Genomic DNA, 18,013 nt, shown 5'->3' on the forward strand with positions numbered 1-18,013 from the left:
TCTTTTTTAAGAATTTGATAAATTTAATGAATTGCCCATAAAAAATAGAGGTAAAATTTCATAAAAGTAATAATTGAATTATATTTGCATCGAAATATTAGGGGTTTAATCTATAAAATAATTTTTTATGTCAACATTACGTTTTCAAGCTTTGAGAGAAGCATCAAACAGAAAGCCTGTTCAATTTGAAGAAACCGATAGAAAATCAACTATTTTTGGTTCGAATGTGTTTAATGATAAAGCAATGAAGCAGTATTTGACTTCAGATGCTTTTAAAGGAGTGCAAGGTGCTGTTCAGCATGGAACTAAAATAGATAGAAAATTAGCTGATTATATTGCCATGGGTATGAAAGAGTGGGCTCTGTCAAAAGGAGTAACTCATTATACACACTGGTTTCAACCACTTACAGGAACTACTGCTGAAAAGCATGACGCTTTTTTCGAAACATCTTATGATGGTAGCGATTCGGTAGAAAAATTTGGTGGGGCTCAATTAGTGCAACAAGAACCAGATGCCTCTAGTTTTCCAAATGGTGGAATTAGAAATACATTCGAAGCAAGAGGATATACCGCTTGGGATCCAACATCTCCAGCATTCATTTTTGGAACTACTTTATGTATTCCAACCGTTTTTATTTCTTACACAGGAGAAGCATTAGATTATAAAACACCTTTGTTGAGAGCCTTGACCGTTATGGACGACGCTGCAACCGAAGTGTGTAAATATTTTGATAAAAATGTCAAAAAAGTTACGGCAACCTTAGGATGGGAGCAAGAATATTTCTTGATCGACAGATCATTGGCAGATTCTCGTCCTGACCTTATGATGACAGGAAGAACTTTGCTTGGACACACCTCTGCAAAAGGCCAACAATTAGATGACCATTATTTTGGTTCTATTCCAACTCGTGCTTTAACGTACATGAGAGATTTAGAGCAAGAATGTATGTTGTTAGGAATTCCGGTTAAAACACGTCATAATGAAGTAGCTCCAAATCAATTCGAGTTGGCTCCTATTTTTGAGGAAACAAACTTGGCTGTAGATCACAACTGTTTGTTGATGGATGTGATGCAAAAAGTGGCGGAACGTCATGATTTGAAAGTGTTATTCCATGAAAAACCGTTCAAAGGAGTAAATGGTTCAGGGAAACACAACAACTGGTCATTGGCTACTGATACTGGAGTTAACTTGTTAAGTCCAAGTAAAACGCCTATGAGCAACTTGCAATTTTTGACTTTCTTCATTAACACGATCAAAGCGGTAAATGATAATGAAGCATTATTGAGAGGAGCTATTGCTTCTGCCAGTAATGATCACAGATTAGGTGCAAATGAAGCGCCACCGGCAATTATCTCTGTGTTTATTGGAGAGCAATTGACAAAAGTTTTGGCTGAATTAGAAGGCGTAACTGCCGGTAAATTATCACCGGAAGAAAAAACAGATTTAAAATTAAATGTAGTAGGTAAAATTCCAGATGTTCTTTTGGATAATACAGACAGAAACAGAACGTCTCCATTTGCTTTTACAGGAAATAAATTTGAGTTCAGAGCTGTGGGTTCTACTGCAAACTGTTCTAATGCAATGACTACTTTGAATGCCATTGTAGCAAAACAATTGAGAGATTTCAAAAAAGAAGTTGATAGCTTGATTGAATCTAAAGACATGAAGAAAGATGATGCAATCTTCAATGTATTGAGAGAATATATCAAAGTTTCTAAAAATATTCTTTTCGAAGGAGACGGTTACAGTGATGCTTGGGAAATCGAAGCAGGAAAAAGAGGTTTAAGCAACTTCAAAACAACTCCACAAGCATTAAAAGCGAGAGCTTCAAAACAAGCTTTGGATTTATTTTCTGAATTGGGTATCATGAACCACATTGAAGTGGAAGCGCGTTACGAAATTGAATTGGAAGAGTACACTAAGAAAATTCAAATTGAAGGTAGAGTTTTAGGTGATATTTCTAAAAATCACGTAATTCCTACTGCTATTCGTTACCAAAATACTTTAATTGAAAATGTTAAAGGTTTGAAAGATATTTTTGGAGCTGAATTTGAATCGATTGCCAAAGAGCAAATCATCTTAATCAGAGAAATTTCGGGTCATATCGAAGGAATCAATTCTAAAGTTGAAGCGATGACAAACGAAAGAAAGAAAGCGAATATTTTGACTGATGCCCAAGAAATGGCGGAAGCATATTGCGATTCAGTAAAACCATATTTTGAAGTAATCCGTGAACATTGTGATAAATTGGAACTTTTGGTTGACAATGAACTTTGGACATTGACTAAATACAGAGAATTGTTGTTTACAAAATAAAAGATTTTTTTTTTAATTTCACCCGATGCACTTTTATAGTGAATCGGGTGTTTTTTTATACGATTTTTTTTATTTGTGCGTTATTTCAGGGTAAAATATAACTTTTTATACTATGAGAATAAAGATCCTCTTGGTTTTGTTGTTTTTTAAAACGATGACTTTATTCGCTCAAGATAAACTGGTTTTGTTTTTTGATTTTAATCAAGATATAATTAATGAAAAATCACAACATGATTTTTGTAAATGGTTAGAAAATTCGAAAGGCAAAGAAGTTTTAACAATTCAAGGGTATTGTGATAGTATAGATTCCAATTCTTATAACAAGGAATTGTCTTTTAGAAGAGCTAATAATGTACTCGCACTTTTAGAATTTAATAAAGTTCATCTGAGCGAAAAACTTGAATTATACGGTTTGGGAGAAGATTTTCAACAATTAAAAAATCAAAGCGATAACCGAAAAGTTTTAATTTATTATCAAGATAAGCTATCTATAAAGAAAAAACTGGATAACGGGAATTTAGCTTTTGAAAATACGCGAGGCAAAGAAGTTCCGGTTGATGAAACGAAAAATAATGTTTCTCTAATTGAAAAAGTCAATACTGCTAAAATAGGGGATTTAATAAAACTTGAAAATTTGAATTTTCATTTTAATTCAGAAAAAATAATTACAGAATCAGAGCCAATTCTTTCGGATCTTCTTCAGGTTCTGAAAATGAATCCTCAATTAAAAATTTATATATACGGGCATATTTGTTGTAACAACAACCCAAACGACGTAAAACTTTCCTACAGAAGATCAAAATTTGTATTTGATTATTTAATAAGAAACGGAATTGCCACTTCAAGATTGGGTCATAAAGGATTTGGAAGTACTAGACCCATATATGCGTTGCCGGAAAAAAATGAAGCAGAACGAATTGCCAACAGAAGAGTGGAGATTCTTGTCGTGAAAAAATAGTGCAATACTGTAAAACTATACTTCGAAATCATCAGAAACCACTGTGACAGACTAGAGTTACTGATAAATAATGAACTTTGGACATTGACTATGTCCAGAGAGTTGTTATTTGTAAAATAATAACAAACGTTTTTTTATAGAAAATGCCTTTCCGTTTTGGATAGGCATTTTTTTTGAAGTTAAATGCATTTAATTTTAGTTTGCTAAACTGTTTCTTCTGCGGTTGTCGGGTCAATAATTGCCGATATTCGATTTATGGAATTTGCAGGAAACCCACCTAGTTTCGCATGTTCACGAATCATTTCCTCATTGGGTGCAATATAAGTACAATAGATTTTGTCAGCGGTTACTTGGCTGTTGATCCACTGGATTTGTGGTCCCATTTTACCCAACACTCCACAAGAAGTTTGGGAAATAGCTTTCAATTGTTCGGCGTTTAATTTACCGGCACCGGGAATCTCTCTTTCAATTACATATTTAGGCATGATGTTGTTGTTTTAATTTCCTACTCATAAGGCTTTTCGGCAAGGCCCCGTTTTTTATAGTGGTCGCTGGTTTCCACTTTTCTAAGTTTAATTCATGGTTTAAAATTTGTTAAACTTTTAAAGGTAATTTATTGATAAACTTCAATTAAAATCAATATGAATTTAGGATAATGCCGATTAAGATATACGGTATTAAGATATTGATTTTTATATGTAATTATCTAATAGATAAAACATTATAACAAATTTAATGAAATAAAACTACACTTTATAGACGGATTATAGATTTAACGAAACACTTGAAAACCCCATCAGGTCAAACGCATTAAAAATTGAACCACATAGAAACATAGAAATTAGTTTAATTTTTGATTTAAATCTGTCCCGAACAGTCGAAATTTAGGTGACATAGAAAAAAAGCTAATGCTTTTTTTTCTATTGTGAACTCTTATCATCGTCAAAATTTATTTTTGCAGGAATAAACACTATGTTTCTATGTGGTTTAAACTTCAACTTATTTTAATGCGTTTGACCTGAAACCCCATAGGTAAAACCCAAAAAAAATAATTATCTTTGCCGCACAACTAGCTGCCATAAAGCAGGCTTCACAACTATACTACATGAGTTCAGATACTTCAAAAAGATATGCGCTTCGCGGTGTTTCGGCATCCAAAGAAGATGTTCATAATGCGATAAAAAACATTGATAAAGGATTATTTCCACAAGCTTTCTGCAAAATTGTTCCTGATTATTTAACTCAAGATACGGATTATTGCCTTATCATGCATGCTGATGGAGCAGGAACTAAATCCTCCTTGGCTTACATGTATTGGAAAGAAACAGGAGATATTTCCGTTTGGAAAGGCATTGCTCAAGATGCTTTAATCATGAATATTGACGATTTATTGTGCGTTGGTGCAACGGATAACATTTTGCTTTCATCTACCATTGGAAGAAATAAAAATCTAATCCCGGCCGAAGTAATTTCAGCAATTATCAACGGAACTGAAGAGTTAATTAAAGAACTGGATTCTTTTGGCGTGACTATCCATTCAACAGGTGGTGAAACGGCAGATGTGGGCGATATTGTTCGAACTATAATTGTAGATTCAACAGTAACAGCTCGTATGAAACGCAGCAAAGTAATTGATAATGCTAATATTCAAGCAGGTGACGTAATTGTGGGATTGGCTTCTTTTGGTCAGGCTACTTACGAGAAAAGCTATAATGGCGGGATGGGAAGTAACGGGTTAACATCGGCACGTCATGATGTTTTCGGGAAATATTTGGCAACCAAATATCCGGAGAGTTTTGATGCTGCGGTTCCTGAAGAATTAATCTATTCCGGACAAGTACAATTGACAGATGCAGTTGAAAATTCGCCAATAGATGCGGGACAATTAGTGCTTTCGCCAACCAGAACGTATGCGCCAATTATCAAGAAAATTTTAGACCAATATTCTTCTAATGAAATTCACGGAATGGTGCATTGCAGTGGAGGAGCACAAACTAAAATTTTACATTTTGTAGAAAACCTACACATTATAAAAGACAATTTATTTCCGGTTCCGCCATTGTTTCAGTTGATACAAGAGCAATCTAAAACGGATTGGAAAGAAATGTACCAAGTTTTCAATTGCGGTCACCGTATGGAAATTTATGTTCCGGAAGCAGTTGCCCAAGATATTATTGCGATTTCAAAATCGTTTAATGTTGATGCACAAATCGTAGGTAGAGTAGCGGCAGCCGATGCTAAAAAACTGACGATTACCAGCGAATACGGAACTTTCGAATATTAAAAAGTAAAACAAAATACTATGTACGAATTGCTTTTTTGGAAATATCTGGAGGGAATTTATCTCAACCATCACGAAGTTTATGAAGCTATTATTGAAGAACAAGCCGAAATTGAAGGTTTAGAGGAACTCCCTGTTCAAGTTATCTTGAATAGAATCGCTTCCGTATTCTCAAAATGGGAAAAAGTAGACGATAAGAGTTGGAAAAACAACACTGGTGTAGGAGCTTTTCACATCAGAACGACTCCCCAAAGTATAAAAATTGATTGTTATGGTACTGAAGGAAAGACAATGGATACATTAGTGAATATAATGGAAGAATTCAAATGTCCGCTGTATGATCCGCAAGTTCCGGAGCGATATGACGAAATGAGTGAATAAAATTTTTAGGAGCTATCCCGATGGCTATCGGGACAGCTATACATTACAAGCCCACAGCATGAAAAAATATTTTTCTAAATCCTGAAAGGAGCTTACGTTGGTCGCTCTTTCAGGACAAGAAAAATTATTTTTTTGAGTCCGGGATTTTCACTTCGATCTGGGCTAATGACGATCAGTGATGTATAACCCGGAATATTAAATCAGCGTTTATTTTATCGCCGGTTTATTCAAAAGAATTGGTTCTCCAAAACCAATCTGCTCTAGTTTTTTCAATTGCGTTTCAGCATCGCCTACCACTAAATAGATCATTTTACCAGTATTCAAATACGTCTCTGAAAGCTTTTTTAGTGCTCCAATAGTGCTGTTTTTTACAATGCTTTCTTGTTTTTTCGCGTAATCATCAGAGTAGTTGTAGTTACTGATATCATACAGCATTTCCAGTTTTGCCGAAAGCGTTTCAAATGCTCTTGCATTACTTTTGATTAAGTATCCTTTAGTCACTTCAAGATCATTCTCGTTGAAATTTTTTCCATATTGCGCTACAATTTCTTTTATCAAACTAACGGATTCAAACGTTACATTAGAACGTACACCACTAGAAATAGTAAATGGACCTTTATTCGTAGAACCATCAAATGAGGAACCAATGCCATACGTATATCCTTTTCCTTCACGTAATTCTTGTGTCAATTGTGAGGCGAAACCACCACCGCCTAAACGGTAATTCATGATTTGGGCTGGATAAAAATCTTTGTCAGTAGCGGCAAGAGCAGGATAACCAATTCGGATTACAGATTGTTTTGCACCTGGAACGTCATAAAAATAAATTTTTGATGATGCAACCGTATTTACAGTTGCGATTTTAGGAATCGTAACTTTTTTAGCCTCCCAATTTTTATTTAAAGTGGCTAATGAATAAGTCACATCTGTTTTTGAAATAGCACCAACAATTTGAAAATCAGCAACAGATGGAGCAGTGTTTTTAGTGTAATAATTTTTCAAATCATCAATAGTAATACTGTTTACAGAATTTTCGGTACCGATGCGGTTGTTTGATAAAATAGATTCTTTTCCATGAATTAATTTTTTGAATTCATTTCTGGCAATACTATTTGGATCTGCTTTCTGTTGTAGAATTTGGCTTAAAGTGCTTTGTTTGATCAAATCAAATTCCTTGGTATCCCAGCGGGGTTGCAACACTATTTCTTGAACTAATGCCATAGTTGCATTGTAATTCTTTGCCAGGGTATTTCCTGAAATAAAAATGGATTCATCAGTCGCATACGCTTTAATTGTGGCTCCTAGACTTTCAATAGCATTTTCCAGTTGCTCCGGAGTTTTGTTTTTGGTACCTTTTGTCATCAGTTCAGCCAGCATAGTTGAAACTCCTATTGTATCGGTATTTTCAAGTAGCATTCCGCCTTTAATTTGCAATTGAAATTGAACAAGAGGCACTTCGTGGTTTTCGATACCTAAAACATTTAAACCGGATGATAACTTGCTTTTCCACACTGAAGGTAATAGTACATCAGGGCTTTCTCCATAAGCGGGTTCAATAGTTCGATCAAATTTTGAAGGTGTTTTTCTATACGTTGCTGCAATGCTGGCATCAAATGAATCTTCTTTTCCTTCAATGATTTTTTCCTCAATAACGGTTGCTAATGATGAACCATTTAGGATTAAATTTGCCTCTCCTTTTGGTACAAAACTAGTGGCAACAAAGTGTTTCCCTTTGATGTATTTTTGATACACACGCATTACATCTTCGGTAGTTACCGCAAGAATATTTTTTACATCCTGATTGATATAATCAGGAGTTCCTAGAAAAATTTCATATTGCGCCAGTTGAAATCCTTTTCCTAATACACTGGATAGATTCGTGTAAAAAGCAGTTTCTTGTCCCGCTTTAATTCTATTTAAATCCTGTTGAGAAATTCCTTCGGTCTCAAAGTTTTTAAAAGCTTCATTTACGCCATTCATTACATCATTCAAATTTGTTTTTTCAAAAGCAGTAACACTTAGCATATATTGACCCGCTATTTCTGAATTGTATTGGAAAACATCAGCAGCATCCGTTAATTTTTTGTTTTCTACCAAGGTTTTGTATAAAGGAGCTTTTTTACCTTTTGAAAGATAGCTGGCTAAAACTTCCAAGGCATAACTGTCAGGATGGTATTCATAAACAGAAGGCCATGTCAGTGTGAGTTGCGGTAACTTGGCAAAATTATCTTGATAATATAGTTTTTTGGTTTCGGTCAATGTTACCGGCTGTTTTTCCATTTTAGGAATTGCTTCCCCACGTTTTATTTCTCCAAAATATTTTTCGACCCATACTTTGGTTTGTTTGAGATCAAAATCACCAGCTATAGTTAACGTAACATTATTAGGTACATACCAGCGATTGTAAAAACTTTTTACATCTTCCAGTGTGGCATTTTGTAAATCTTCCAAGGAACCAATAACTTCCCAACTGTACGGATGCGTTGCCGGGTATAAACTTTTTGAAATTACAGAAAAGTTGTGCCCATAAGGTCTGTTGTCATAACTTTGTCTTTTTTCATTTTTAACAACTTGTTTTTCTTTGGCTAAAACCGGTTCTGTTACGGTGTTAATGAAATAGCCTAATTTATCAGCTTCAGCCCAAATCATTTTTTCCAATGCGTCTTTAGGAACAGTTTGAAAATATTCGGTACGGTCTCTATTAGTTGAGCCATTGGCACCAGAGCCGCCAATTCGGGCACTCATTTTATCAAGTCCTCCTTTGCCCAAGTTTTCAGATTCCAAGAAAAGCAAATGTTCGAATAAATGCGCAAATCCGGTACGACCCACTTTTTCTCTCGCAGATCCCACATGGCTGGTCAAAGCAACAGCAACAACTGGGTCAGATCGATCAATATGTAAGATGACTTGCAGTCCGTTTTCTAGGGTGAACGGTTCAAATTCTACTTTAAACTCTTTTGATTTATCCGTTTTACTTTGATTTTGGGAATAGGAACTGAATGCAGTAAAAAGAACGAAATGAAGGATTAAAAACTGAATTGGTTTCATTGTTTAATTTTTAAAATTGGAGTTCGTAGTTATTTAGTCAAACTAATTTTTTGCTACCGACAACGAAATTAAGAAAATAAAAACAATAAATCTTTAAATCGGAAGAAGTTAAATGTAGAGATTTGTATTAAATTTACGACTTGATTTGATATCGGTCCTCTGTCGAAAATTTGATTTTAATATTTGAATAAAGGGATACAAATGGGAGCATAGATTATCATTCTAGAAGGTAAAATTGTATAGGAATGAAAAAAAATAAAAGTAAAAAGCTCCCCGAAATTTTCTTTCGGGGAGCTTTTTTGATATTATATCAGGTTGGTGAAGACACCGACCATTAGCTTAAAAAGAAACCGTGTTTAACGCTTTGTCAACCAATAAACCATCTACTGGTTTTAGGCTAACGGATACTTTGCGTTTCGCTTTTAATTTAATAATGAATAAATCAGCAGTACCTTTTAGCGTTTCTTTATCTCCAATGTTCACAAAAGTTGGATACAATGCTTTTTTGCCGCTGGTATGCAATCTATCGTAAGTAAGGTTTTGCATATCCTTAACGGCTAAAGCTTGTACGCCTACAAATTCGAAATCTTGTGGATTGTAAGGTAAGCCAAAACTTAATGCATTTACGCTGGCTAAATTTGCACCTTTTACGGTTATTTCTACAGTTTCGCCAGAATTGTAAGTTGTTTTAGCAGTGCTTATGGTTAAACTTCCAACCAATTTATCGGCTTTGCCAATTTCTACGCCAGCATCCAATTGCGTGGTCACATTCGAAATATCGAAAGCATCAATTAAACCGTTTTTGTTGATATCGCCATTACTGATGTAACCATCAAAATCGCCATCGCCTTTGCGTAAACCGGTGTAGTTGGTGTATGAGGTTAAATCGTTTTCATCAATCAATTTATCGTTATTGATATCACCAGGGAAGAAACTTTCTGTTCCAGGTACTTTAAACACATATAGTTCTCTACCAGAACCAAAACCGCCAACACCTTCGGTAATAGCTAGTTTAATGTAGCGGGCAGTTGGGTGATTAGCGAAATCGAATGTTTTTGTGTCGCCATTTTTGGCCCATACAAATTTCCCAGCCTCTGTCCAGGTAGTTTTATTGGTGCTATAAAATACCGTTCCTTTCAACAATATGCCATTACCACCGCCAACACGTGGCAAGTACTGGAATTTCGCTAACTGGTTCACACTCTTCAAGTCCATCACCACATCAAAAGGCAATGAGTTTAAGCCCCAGATGGTGTGCCAACCATTATCTTGATCAAAATCAAATAATTTATTTAAACCAGAACCTTCCTGACTTTCAGCAGTACTTGTCGCTTTAATTCCTTTAATGGCAAACTGTAACGGATTGGCGGTTGTTTTTGCATTAATGCCTGCCCAATCAGAATAACCATCTTTATTAACTGCTCTCAGTTTAAAAGAATAAGCAGTTTCGGCTGTTAAACCATCAAATAACATTGTAGTGTCTTTAATGGTGGTGTATAACATAGTGTTGAACTCTATTTCGTAGAAATCGGCATTGCTTACCGTTTTCCAAGTTGGTTTTAATGTAAAAGCAGATGCATTTTTTTCGCTAACCTGTGCTAAATCGGGTGTTTTTAATGCGCCTGTAGAAATTCGGTGTTTATCTGCAGGTTCGAAAATGTAGCCTTTAATATCAAGTGTAATTCCATTTACAGTTACATCGGTTGGGGCTAATTTTACCAGCAATTGTGGGTTTTTAGCCATCACCACTTTTTCAAATTCACTTCCTTTGGTAGCAAATCGGTTTAAATTAGGTGTAGCATCGTAAAAATAAACATTCTGTTGTTTGGCAAATTCATCTGCTGATTTAACCATTTCCAGTTTCAGGCTTTTGCCACCAACTTTTGCCGTAACGGTATTAGGTTGTTCGGTTACGTTAATAACAAAGTTTGTTGCCTTCTCTTTTACAAAACCTTCGAAATCACCTTTGGTAGGTTCAATAGTAATGGTGGCATTGCTTTTATTTGCCGAAGAAGAAATTAAGGTTGAAGCACCTTTACCTAGTTTGTAGGCTTCGGTTGTTCCGTCATCATCGTATTCGGTAAAACTGCTATTCCCGGCCGGATAAATCTCGTAAGTACGCAATACTTTATTAATTTCGGCTACGTTGTTTGTGGCATTTGCCATCGGTATAATCGCCCCGCTTTTTACAAAAACAGGTAGTTTCCAAATTGGCGTTTCGAAACTATTGATGATTGCGTTTCCAGTATATTTCTCTCCCGAAAAATAATCAATCCAAGTGCCTTCTGGTAAGTAAATATTATCACGGATGTCGTTTCCTTTTTCATCAATCTTGGTGGCTTGATAAATTGGCGCTATTAAAAAATTAGGTCCAAACAAGTATTGATATTGCGTAGCAGACCCCAATGTATAAGCATTTGAACTGGCTAAAAACATCGCTCTAATCATTGGCAAGCCATTTACTGCTTCTTTCGCAATGCTGTATTGGTAAGGCAAAAGCTCAGATTTCAGTTTTAAATAATTACGGTTAATAGAGGCAACTGGTTCACCTTGTGCGTGTGGGTATTTTTGACTAGAACCCCAACCATCCATGTTCAACTGCATAGGCGTAAAGGTTTTCCATTGGAAATCTCTGATATTCATTGATCCATTTTTACCTCCAAAAATACCATCCATATCAGAAGTGATGTTTGGCTGGCCAGATAAACCAGAACCAATATAAGTAGGGATATGGAAACGGATGTACTCCCAATTGCCACCGGTTTGGTCGCCACTCCAGATTGTTGCGTAACGTTGTGTACCGGCCCAGCCATCTAACGAAATGATGAAAGGTCTGGCATCGTTACCGTAATAAGGCATAGTTTGTCCAACATCGGCTACGCCATTTAAACCAAATGAATAACCTGCACCTACCCAAGCCACATCGGTTTTAAGTACCCTAACACCGGCATCTCTTACTTCTTTTAAAATATCTCTTTGCAGCAATGCGCTCACTTCTGGTTTAGGATGTAGGTCAGACTGGGTCCACAAGCCAATTTCAACGCCGTTTTGACGGGCGTAATCGCCAAAGCTTTTTAAGTTAGCGATATTGCCATCTAATGTTTCTGTTTGACCATAACCTGCGCCATAACCATCGTTTGGCAAAATCCAACCCAAGGGCATATCGTGTTTTTTGTAGCGGTCGATAACGCCACGGGCTGAAAACTGGTAATTGTTTTTTTCGCCATTAAGCGATTCTTTTATACCGCCATTGTCTTTTTGGCTTTCTTTATAGGTCTTTCCGTCTTCAAATAAAATCCCGGCAGGGTCTTCTTTCCAATAATCGCGGTTAAAAGCATTCAAATGGCCTTCGTAAAAACCGAATTTTGGCAATAAAACCGGATTTCCGGTCAGTTGATAAAAATCGTTCAATAAGGGAACAATACCATCATTGATCATGAAAAATAGATCCAAATAATCTGTTTCGTGAAAAAGTTTTACCGATCCTTTATCTTTTGCGCCAAAATCGTATCTGCCTTGTTTAAAGGTGTACCACATTAGGCCGTACCCTTTGGTACTCCAATAATAGGGTGTTGGAGAGGCTACACCGCCATCTGTCCAGCTGTTTTGGTTTTCAATGGCAATCGATTTTCCTTTATGGGAGAAACGGCCATTTTGTACACCGCCACCATAAAAATACTCTTGCGGGTTTTCTTTTAGCGTAAGTGAAACTCTGCTTTTTTCGAATTTTACAGGTTCTGTTTCTTCCAAAACTATCTCCTGGTTTTCTTTTTTAACCACCTTAAATAAGGAGGTATTTTTATTGATGATAATGCTGATTTTGCCAGTTGATATCACCAACTCTCCATTTAGATCGGTTAAAGTCAATTTTGAAACCGGCTTACGTGGATTGTTCACCAAAATTTGCGCTTCGGGTTTAGCTTCCGGATCTCTGATGACACCGCCATTATTGTCCTGAAAGAATCTAAAAATATTCTCTCCATAAAAATCGATGGTTAAACGCTGGTTGTCGGCGTACAATACTTCAACAGTTGTTGGGTTGATGATTTTTGCGCCGGTAACTTTTTGCGCTTCCTTAAAATGCGATAAAGGATACTTTATTTTTGTGCCTGCATTGACCTGAAGGTTAGAAAACAGCATTGCGAATGCCATTACAGCTGTTATACTAAAGCTGCTGTTGCGAATAATTTTGTTCATAAATTTATAATAAGCCACGTTTTGTTTTGATGGTGTATATTTGTGAACTGACAAAAGTAAAAAAAAGGAGCAATTTTTTAATTTGTTCAGGGTCTTTTAACAAATTCAGTAATTTTAGAGAGAAAATTAACAGCAGCAGAAATTTCAAAGATTAAACAGTATAAATATGAGCATTAATTTATTCCAAAATACCATCCTAGAAGACGAAACTGTTTTACTGCGCCCATTACAGGAATCAGATGTTGAAAATCTATTGGAAATTTCCCTCAACGAGCCTGAGACTTGGAAGTATTCTCTTGTTCAGGCAAACGGGAAAGAAAATCTAGAGAAATACATTCAAATTGCGCTAAAAGCCAGAGAAAAAGGAACAGAATTTCCCTTTATCGTTTTCGATAAAAAATCAGGAAAATATGCTGGAAGTACCCGTTTTTACGATATTAATTTAGAATTCAAAACACTTCAATTGGGGTATACTTGGTACGGTAAAGCGTTTCGCGGAACTGGGTTAAACAAGCGCTGTAAATTTTTGTTATTGCAATTTGCATTCGAAACTTTAGGAATAGAACGTGTAGAATTTAGAGCTGATAATAATAACGAACGAAGTATTGCGGCCATGAAAAGCATCGGTTGTAAAGTAGAAGGGGTGTTGCGCAATCACATGCCAACTCTGGAAAGTGAAGTTCGACGGGACAGTATTATACTAAGTATCTTAAGAAACGAATGGTTTGATGCCGTTAAAGAGAATTTGAAAAGAAATTATAGCGCAAAAGTTATTGGTTCCCAGATTTCGTTTAGTGTTTAAATCATGGTGTCGGTACTGCCTTTTTTGTAGCCTATTAATTGTCTGCATTTTGATTCGGATTCTTTCAAATCTTCCTCCATTTGTTTGTATTTGCTAATATCTTTTATCGTTACAACAGCTAAAACCACATTATTATTTTGATCGACTAATGGTCTGCCGCTAATCAGCACTCTTTTCTTTTCCTGTGCTATTGGATTCCAAAGAATTATTTCAACATCAGTGGTCACTTCTCCGCTTAGTGCGCGTTCCATAGGTAAGTTTTGCGAAGGGAAAATGGTTTTTTCATCAGGGAAATAGAGCTCAAAATGATTGCTTAAATTCGGGGATATTTTGTCGTCCTCTTCGATTCCAAAAATCTCATTAGCCATGTTATTGGCCATGATTATTTTTTTATCGGAGTTTGCCACAATAATTCCCTCACTAATATTTTCGACTATTAATCGTAATTTTTCTTCATTTTCATAGAGATTATCTATGGCTGTTTGCTGTTCCTTTTCGAGCTCTACAAGTTCCGTAACATTTCGTCCAACAGAATAAAATACTCCGTTTTTAAGATCAATATTGCTATTCCAATCGAGCCATTTGTAGGAACCGTCTTTACTAATAAAACGTGTTCTAAAATTAACAATTGATTCCCCTTTTAAATGTCTTTCCAGTACTTCTCTCGCAGTTTTCTTATCGTCGGGATGAATTAAATCCATGAGTTTAATCCGATCCATATCTTCTTGATTGTACCCGAGGGTTTTCGTGAAAGCTGGATTAATTTTGATAAAATGCTCGTCTTTGGCAACAGTTAAAATGTCGAATGCCATGTCAAAAAACATATTTGCGATCTTCAAGGATTCTTCATTTTTAATCAATTCCGAAACATCTCTTGCCACGGCATAAATTATTCCTGTTTGAATATCAATTGTGCTTGTCCAATCAAACCATTTATAAGAGCCGTCTTTAAGTCGTTGCCGTACTCTATGACTTATAACGGAGTCGCTGGCTTGTAATTTTTTTACACCATCCATAAATATGGTAGCGTCCTCAGGGTGTATGAAATCTAAAAAGGGCTTATTGATTATTTCCCTTTGGTCGTATCCAAGTATTCTTGTGAAAGCCGGATTTACTTTTACAAATTTTTCATTTTTAATGACGACTAACATATCAAAGGACATGTAGAAAAATGTATTAGCGACATTTAATGCGCTTTCAATTTCTTTTTGAGCGGTAATGTCGCTGGCTACTGCATACAATAGTCCAGACGGGATATCAGGAAATATGGACCATATGAGCCATTTTATGGACCCATCTTTACAAATATATCTGTTTTCGAATTTTATTGTTGGAACTCCGGTTTGAAGTTTAGAGACTTCTTTTCGTGTAATTTCAATATCATCAGGATGTGTGAATTCGAGAAAGCTTTTACTTAATAATTCTTCCTCTGAATATCCTAAAATTTTACTCACTGCCGGATTTACTTTTAAAAACGTATCCATAGAGGAAATAATCATCATGTCTACTGACATCGTAAAGAATTTATCGGCGGCTTTGGAAGATTCTTCCAGTTTTTTCCTTTCGGAGATATCAGTAAAAATCCCACCAATGGCATAAATTCTTTTTGAGGAATCATAGATGGGAAATTTCACGGCAATATACGTATGCATGCCGTCAGATTGTTGAATAGTTTCCTCTGTTTTTAATTCTTTTAATGCTTTTACAACCTCAAAATCAGAATTTCGGTACGTATCAGCTATTGACGCTGGTAAAAAATCATGGTCGGTTTTACCTGTTATTTCTTCATTTGAGATTTGAAATAAGGATTCAAACTGTTTATTGATCAACAGATATTCGCCATTTATTTTTTTTATAAACATTGGACTCAAAGTGTTGTCAAGAATCGATTGCAGTAACTGTTTGTTTTCCAAAAGTAAATCTTGAGAAACATTTTTAGCCCGCAGTTGGGACCGAATGATAAAATAAACAATGGTCAACAAAATAACTGAAAGAATCATCAATGCAATTTCTATCCAATTCAATGAAGTATCCAAAGCTTGGTTTCTTTGCTTGTCAATCCTTAAAATAAAAATCCAGGCTATGGCAAAAACAACGAATAGGTTGAGGATAAATCCAATGATTATTTTTTTTTCTAAAGAAATTTTCATAGTCGTACGGTATAAAAATTAAATAGCGGTAGCCCCAATATTCAGAATTGGTAATTCAATACAAGCGAATGAAAGTTAGTTAATTAAATTGAATTAACCAGTTGTTTTTTAGGATTTGTTGCCACGTGAGGAGCAAACCTATTTTAGGATTAAGAGTAAATAGGTAACCTTTTTTTAGGAATATACAGATATGTGGCAAAAGCGGAACGCTTACAACCAGTTGGGGGATTTAAAATGGCAAAAAGCCATGAATTATTCATAGCTTTTGGTATTATTTGTACACTATTGTGGGCACAGTTTACAAAACTGCGCTAATGATTTTGGCATATTAGTGCGGTCGGGTAGATGTTTTATTTTTTTTCTAAGTATAAATCTGGTCCATCAACATATGATTGGCCAAGTTTCATTTTTCCACTAATTAATTTATATGTCCATTTTTGGTTATTAATGACAACCAAAAGTATTTTCGTTTCTCCAGAACTTGGAAATCCAGATAAATAATCATTTTTATATTCGTAATTGTAATTTCCTGAATTATAACCTGCATTATTAATATTAATATTTGAATTAGTTTCAAATTTGTAAATTATGTTTTGGTTGGTATAATCAGTAATCGATATATTATTGGCTCCATCATTTTGTTCTACTTTTATCAACTTCCATTCTCCAATAACTGGATTTGAAGTTTCTTCATCATTTTTAGAACAATTTGTAAAAAATAAAATGATTACAAGTAATTTTATTAATTTCCCCATAGTGATAAGTTTAATTTATGTATTCTAATAGATGATATTTTTTCTAAATGGTTGCGTTAGGTTTTTGAATTGCTTATCAATCTGTTTTCTGTCATAGTCAAGTATCCAATCGTTATGCTTCTTATAAATTGGCTTTATTGTTTCTATGTCAGTTGATATAATATCAAGTCCTCTGTCGTCATACATATGAAAAATAAGTTCCTTGTCAATATTGATGAAGTAAATTTCTTTGGACGTAAACGCACAATTCTCGTCAAGTCTTGGTTGTCGTGGGGGAAAATCCGAATGTCCAATTGCGGTTAAAATATTTTTATAATTTATTTTATGCGTAGTTGTCTTAATTATTGCAATATTTCTAATGTCAAATTTATCATCAGGCTCATAAAGACGCTTTTCTTTTGAGTAGCTAACTTCTGTTTTTATGAGATTGTCGATTTGTTTGAATGTAAAGTTTGAAAATCTGATTTTTCTTCGTTTGTATTTATAGTCCATAAAAACTAAAAATACTTGGTCAGAAGTTTCAAAAGCAGATTGAAAAATTGTCGAAGCTCGTCTAGTTACTTCTTGAAAATACTCGTCTGTGACAGTATTACCAATTTGTAAATCGAATCGAAGTCCTATGTCCCAATTATAAAACAACGGTTTTCCAAGTCTAAGACCTTTGAAGTTTTTATTTAAAAATTGCCTGTACTCTTGTTTTGTTGTCTGCACGTTGTCGTCTTTTAAAATGCCCTGTAACGTTCCCTTGCTACAAGTGGTTTGGGATTAAATTATGCCCTATTTTTGGATTTGCCAAATCATCCCAAATACAAAACCATTTTTCCATTAAGACAATTGCCCAAATCAATTGTAGTAGCTGTGTGTGCCTTGCATGCACTTCCAATTCCTCAAAAGTAGGAATTTTATCTAGAGGGTGCAAGTCCCTTATCGGCAAGTTGTTGAATTATATTGAGCCGATTAGCACGTGGCAAGTCGGATTGAGGTGACTCATACGATGAAGGAAGCCAAAACGGCAAAAGTCTGTACCGAGGAACACAAAGCGCATACGAGGCTAGCTAAATTGGGTAAGTATGCACAGCAATACAAAGCCTGGAGACAACAGGTTTAGTTAGTAGATGCGTCGG

General features: G+C 35.3%; 11 protein-coding genes. 5 read left to right on the top strand and 6 right to left on the bottom strand.

What is annotated here, in order from left to right; genetic code table 11:
• Positions 1-127 precede the first annotated feature (127 nt).
• Together ACNQGX_RS15240 and ACNQGX_RS15245 are read left to right on the top strand one after the other, a co-directional pair.
• Positions 128-2,317: a glutamine synthetase III family protein gene (locus ACNQGX_RS15240; RefSeq protein ID WP_417977651.1), complete on the top strand. Its 2,190-nt coding sequence runs from the start codon at positions 128-130 to the stop codon at positions 2,315-2,317.
• Positions 2,318-2,429: 112 nt separating this feature from the next.
• Complete coding sequence (locus ACNQGX_RS15245; RefSeq protein WP_417977653.1) at positions 2,430-3,275, top strand: OmpA family protein; 846 nt, start codon at positions 2,430-2,432, stop codon at positions 3,273-3,275.
• 203 nt (positions 3,276-3,478) lie between these two features.
• On the opposite strand, the gene ACNQGX_RS15250 is transcribed toward ACNQGX_RS15245, so the two are convergent.
• Entirely contained in the window at positions 3,479-3,760 is a 282-nt protein-coding gene (locus ACNQGX_RS15250; protein ID WP_417977655.1) for a DUF4242 domain-containing protein, read from the bottom strand.
• A gap of 620 nt (positions 3,761-4,380) precedes the next feature.
• Here ACNQGX_RS15250 and ACNQGX_RS15255 point away from each other — a divergent pair.
• Together ACNQGX_RS15255 and ACNQGX_RS15260 are read left to right on the top strand one after the other, a co-directional pair.
• Positions 4,381-5,559 carry an AIR synthase related protein gene (locus tag ACNQGX_RS15255; protein ID WP_417977657.1) on the top strand — a complete coding sequence of 393 codons (1,179 nt, stop codon included), beginning with the start codon at positions 4,381-4,383 and terminating at the stop codon, positions 5,557-5,559.
• Positions 5,560-5,577: 18 nt separating this feature from the next.
• The gene (locus tag ACNQGX_RS15260) at positions 5,578-5,937 is read left to right on the top strand and encodes a hypothetical protein (RefSeq protein ID WP_417977658.1); all 360 of its coding nucleotides are present in this window, start codon (positions 5,578-5,580) and stop codon (positions 5,935-5,937) included.
• A 207-nt stretch (positions 5,938-6,144) separates the two neighbouring features.
• On the opposite strand, the gene ACNQGX_RS15265 is transcribed toward ACNQGX_RS15260, so the two are convergent.
• On the bottom strand, positions 6,145-8,985 hold the full coding sequence (locus tag ACNQGX_RS15265; protein WP_417977660.1) for a M16 family metallopeptidase: 2,841 nt from the start codon (positions 8,983-8,985) through the stop codon (positions 6,145-6,147).
• A gap of 339 nt (positions 8,986-9,324) precedes the next feature.
• Entirely contained in the window at positions 9,325-13,182 is a 3,858-nt protein-coding gene (locus tag ACNQGX_RS15270; protein WP_417977662.1) for a TIM-barrel domain-containing protein, read from the bottom strand.
• Between the two features lie 166 nt (positions 13,183-13,348).
• On the opposite strand from ACNQGX_RS15270, the gene ACNQGX_RS15275 reads away from it, so the two are divergent.
• Positions 13,349-13,984, top strand: a complete 636-nt coding sequence (locus ACNQGX_RS15275) for a GNAT family N-acetyltransferase (protein WP_417977664.1) — start codon at positions 13,349-13,351, stop codon at positions 13,982-13,984.
• On the opposite strand, the gene ACNQGX_RS15280 is transcribed toward ACNQGX_RS15275, so the two are convergent.
• The 3 genes from ACNQGX_RS15280 to ACNQGX_RS15290 all read right to left on the bottom strand — a co-directional run bounded on the left by ACNQGX_RS15280 (position 13,981) and on the right by ACNQGX_RS15290 (position 17,600).
• The gene (locus ACNQGX_RS15280) at positions 13,981-16,134 is read right to left on the bottom strand and encodes a PAS domain S-box protein (RefSeq protein ID WP_417977666.1); all 2,154 of its coding nucleotides are present in this window, start codon (positions 16,132-16,134) and stop codon (positions 13,981-13,983) included. The genes ACNQGX_RS15275 and ACNQGX_RS15280 overlap by 4 nt on opposite strands.
• A 350-nt stretch (positions 16,135-16,484) precedes the next feature.
• Positions 16,485-16,889: a hypothetical protein gene (locus ACNQGX_RS15285; protein WP_417977668.1), complete on the bottom strand. Its 405-nt coding sequence runs from the start codon at positions 16,887-16,889 to the stop codon at positions 16,485-16,487.
• Positions 16,890-16,913: 24 nt separating this feature from the next.
• Complete coding sequence (locus tag ACNQGX_RS15290) at positions 16,914-17,600, bottom strand: DUF3885 domain-containing protein (RefSeq protein WP_417977670.1); 687 nt, start codon at positions 17,598-17,600, stop codon at positions 16,914-16,916.
• Positions 17,601-18,013: the final 413 nt, after the last annotated feature.

It is taken from the genome of Flavobacterium glycogeni (assembly GCF_048286775.1).
In the GTDB taxonomy this organism is placed as follows: Bacteria; Bacteroidota; Bacteroidia; order Flavobacteriales; family Flavobacteriaceae; genus Flavobacterium.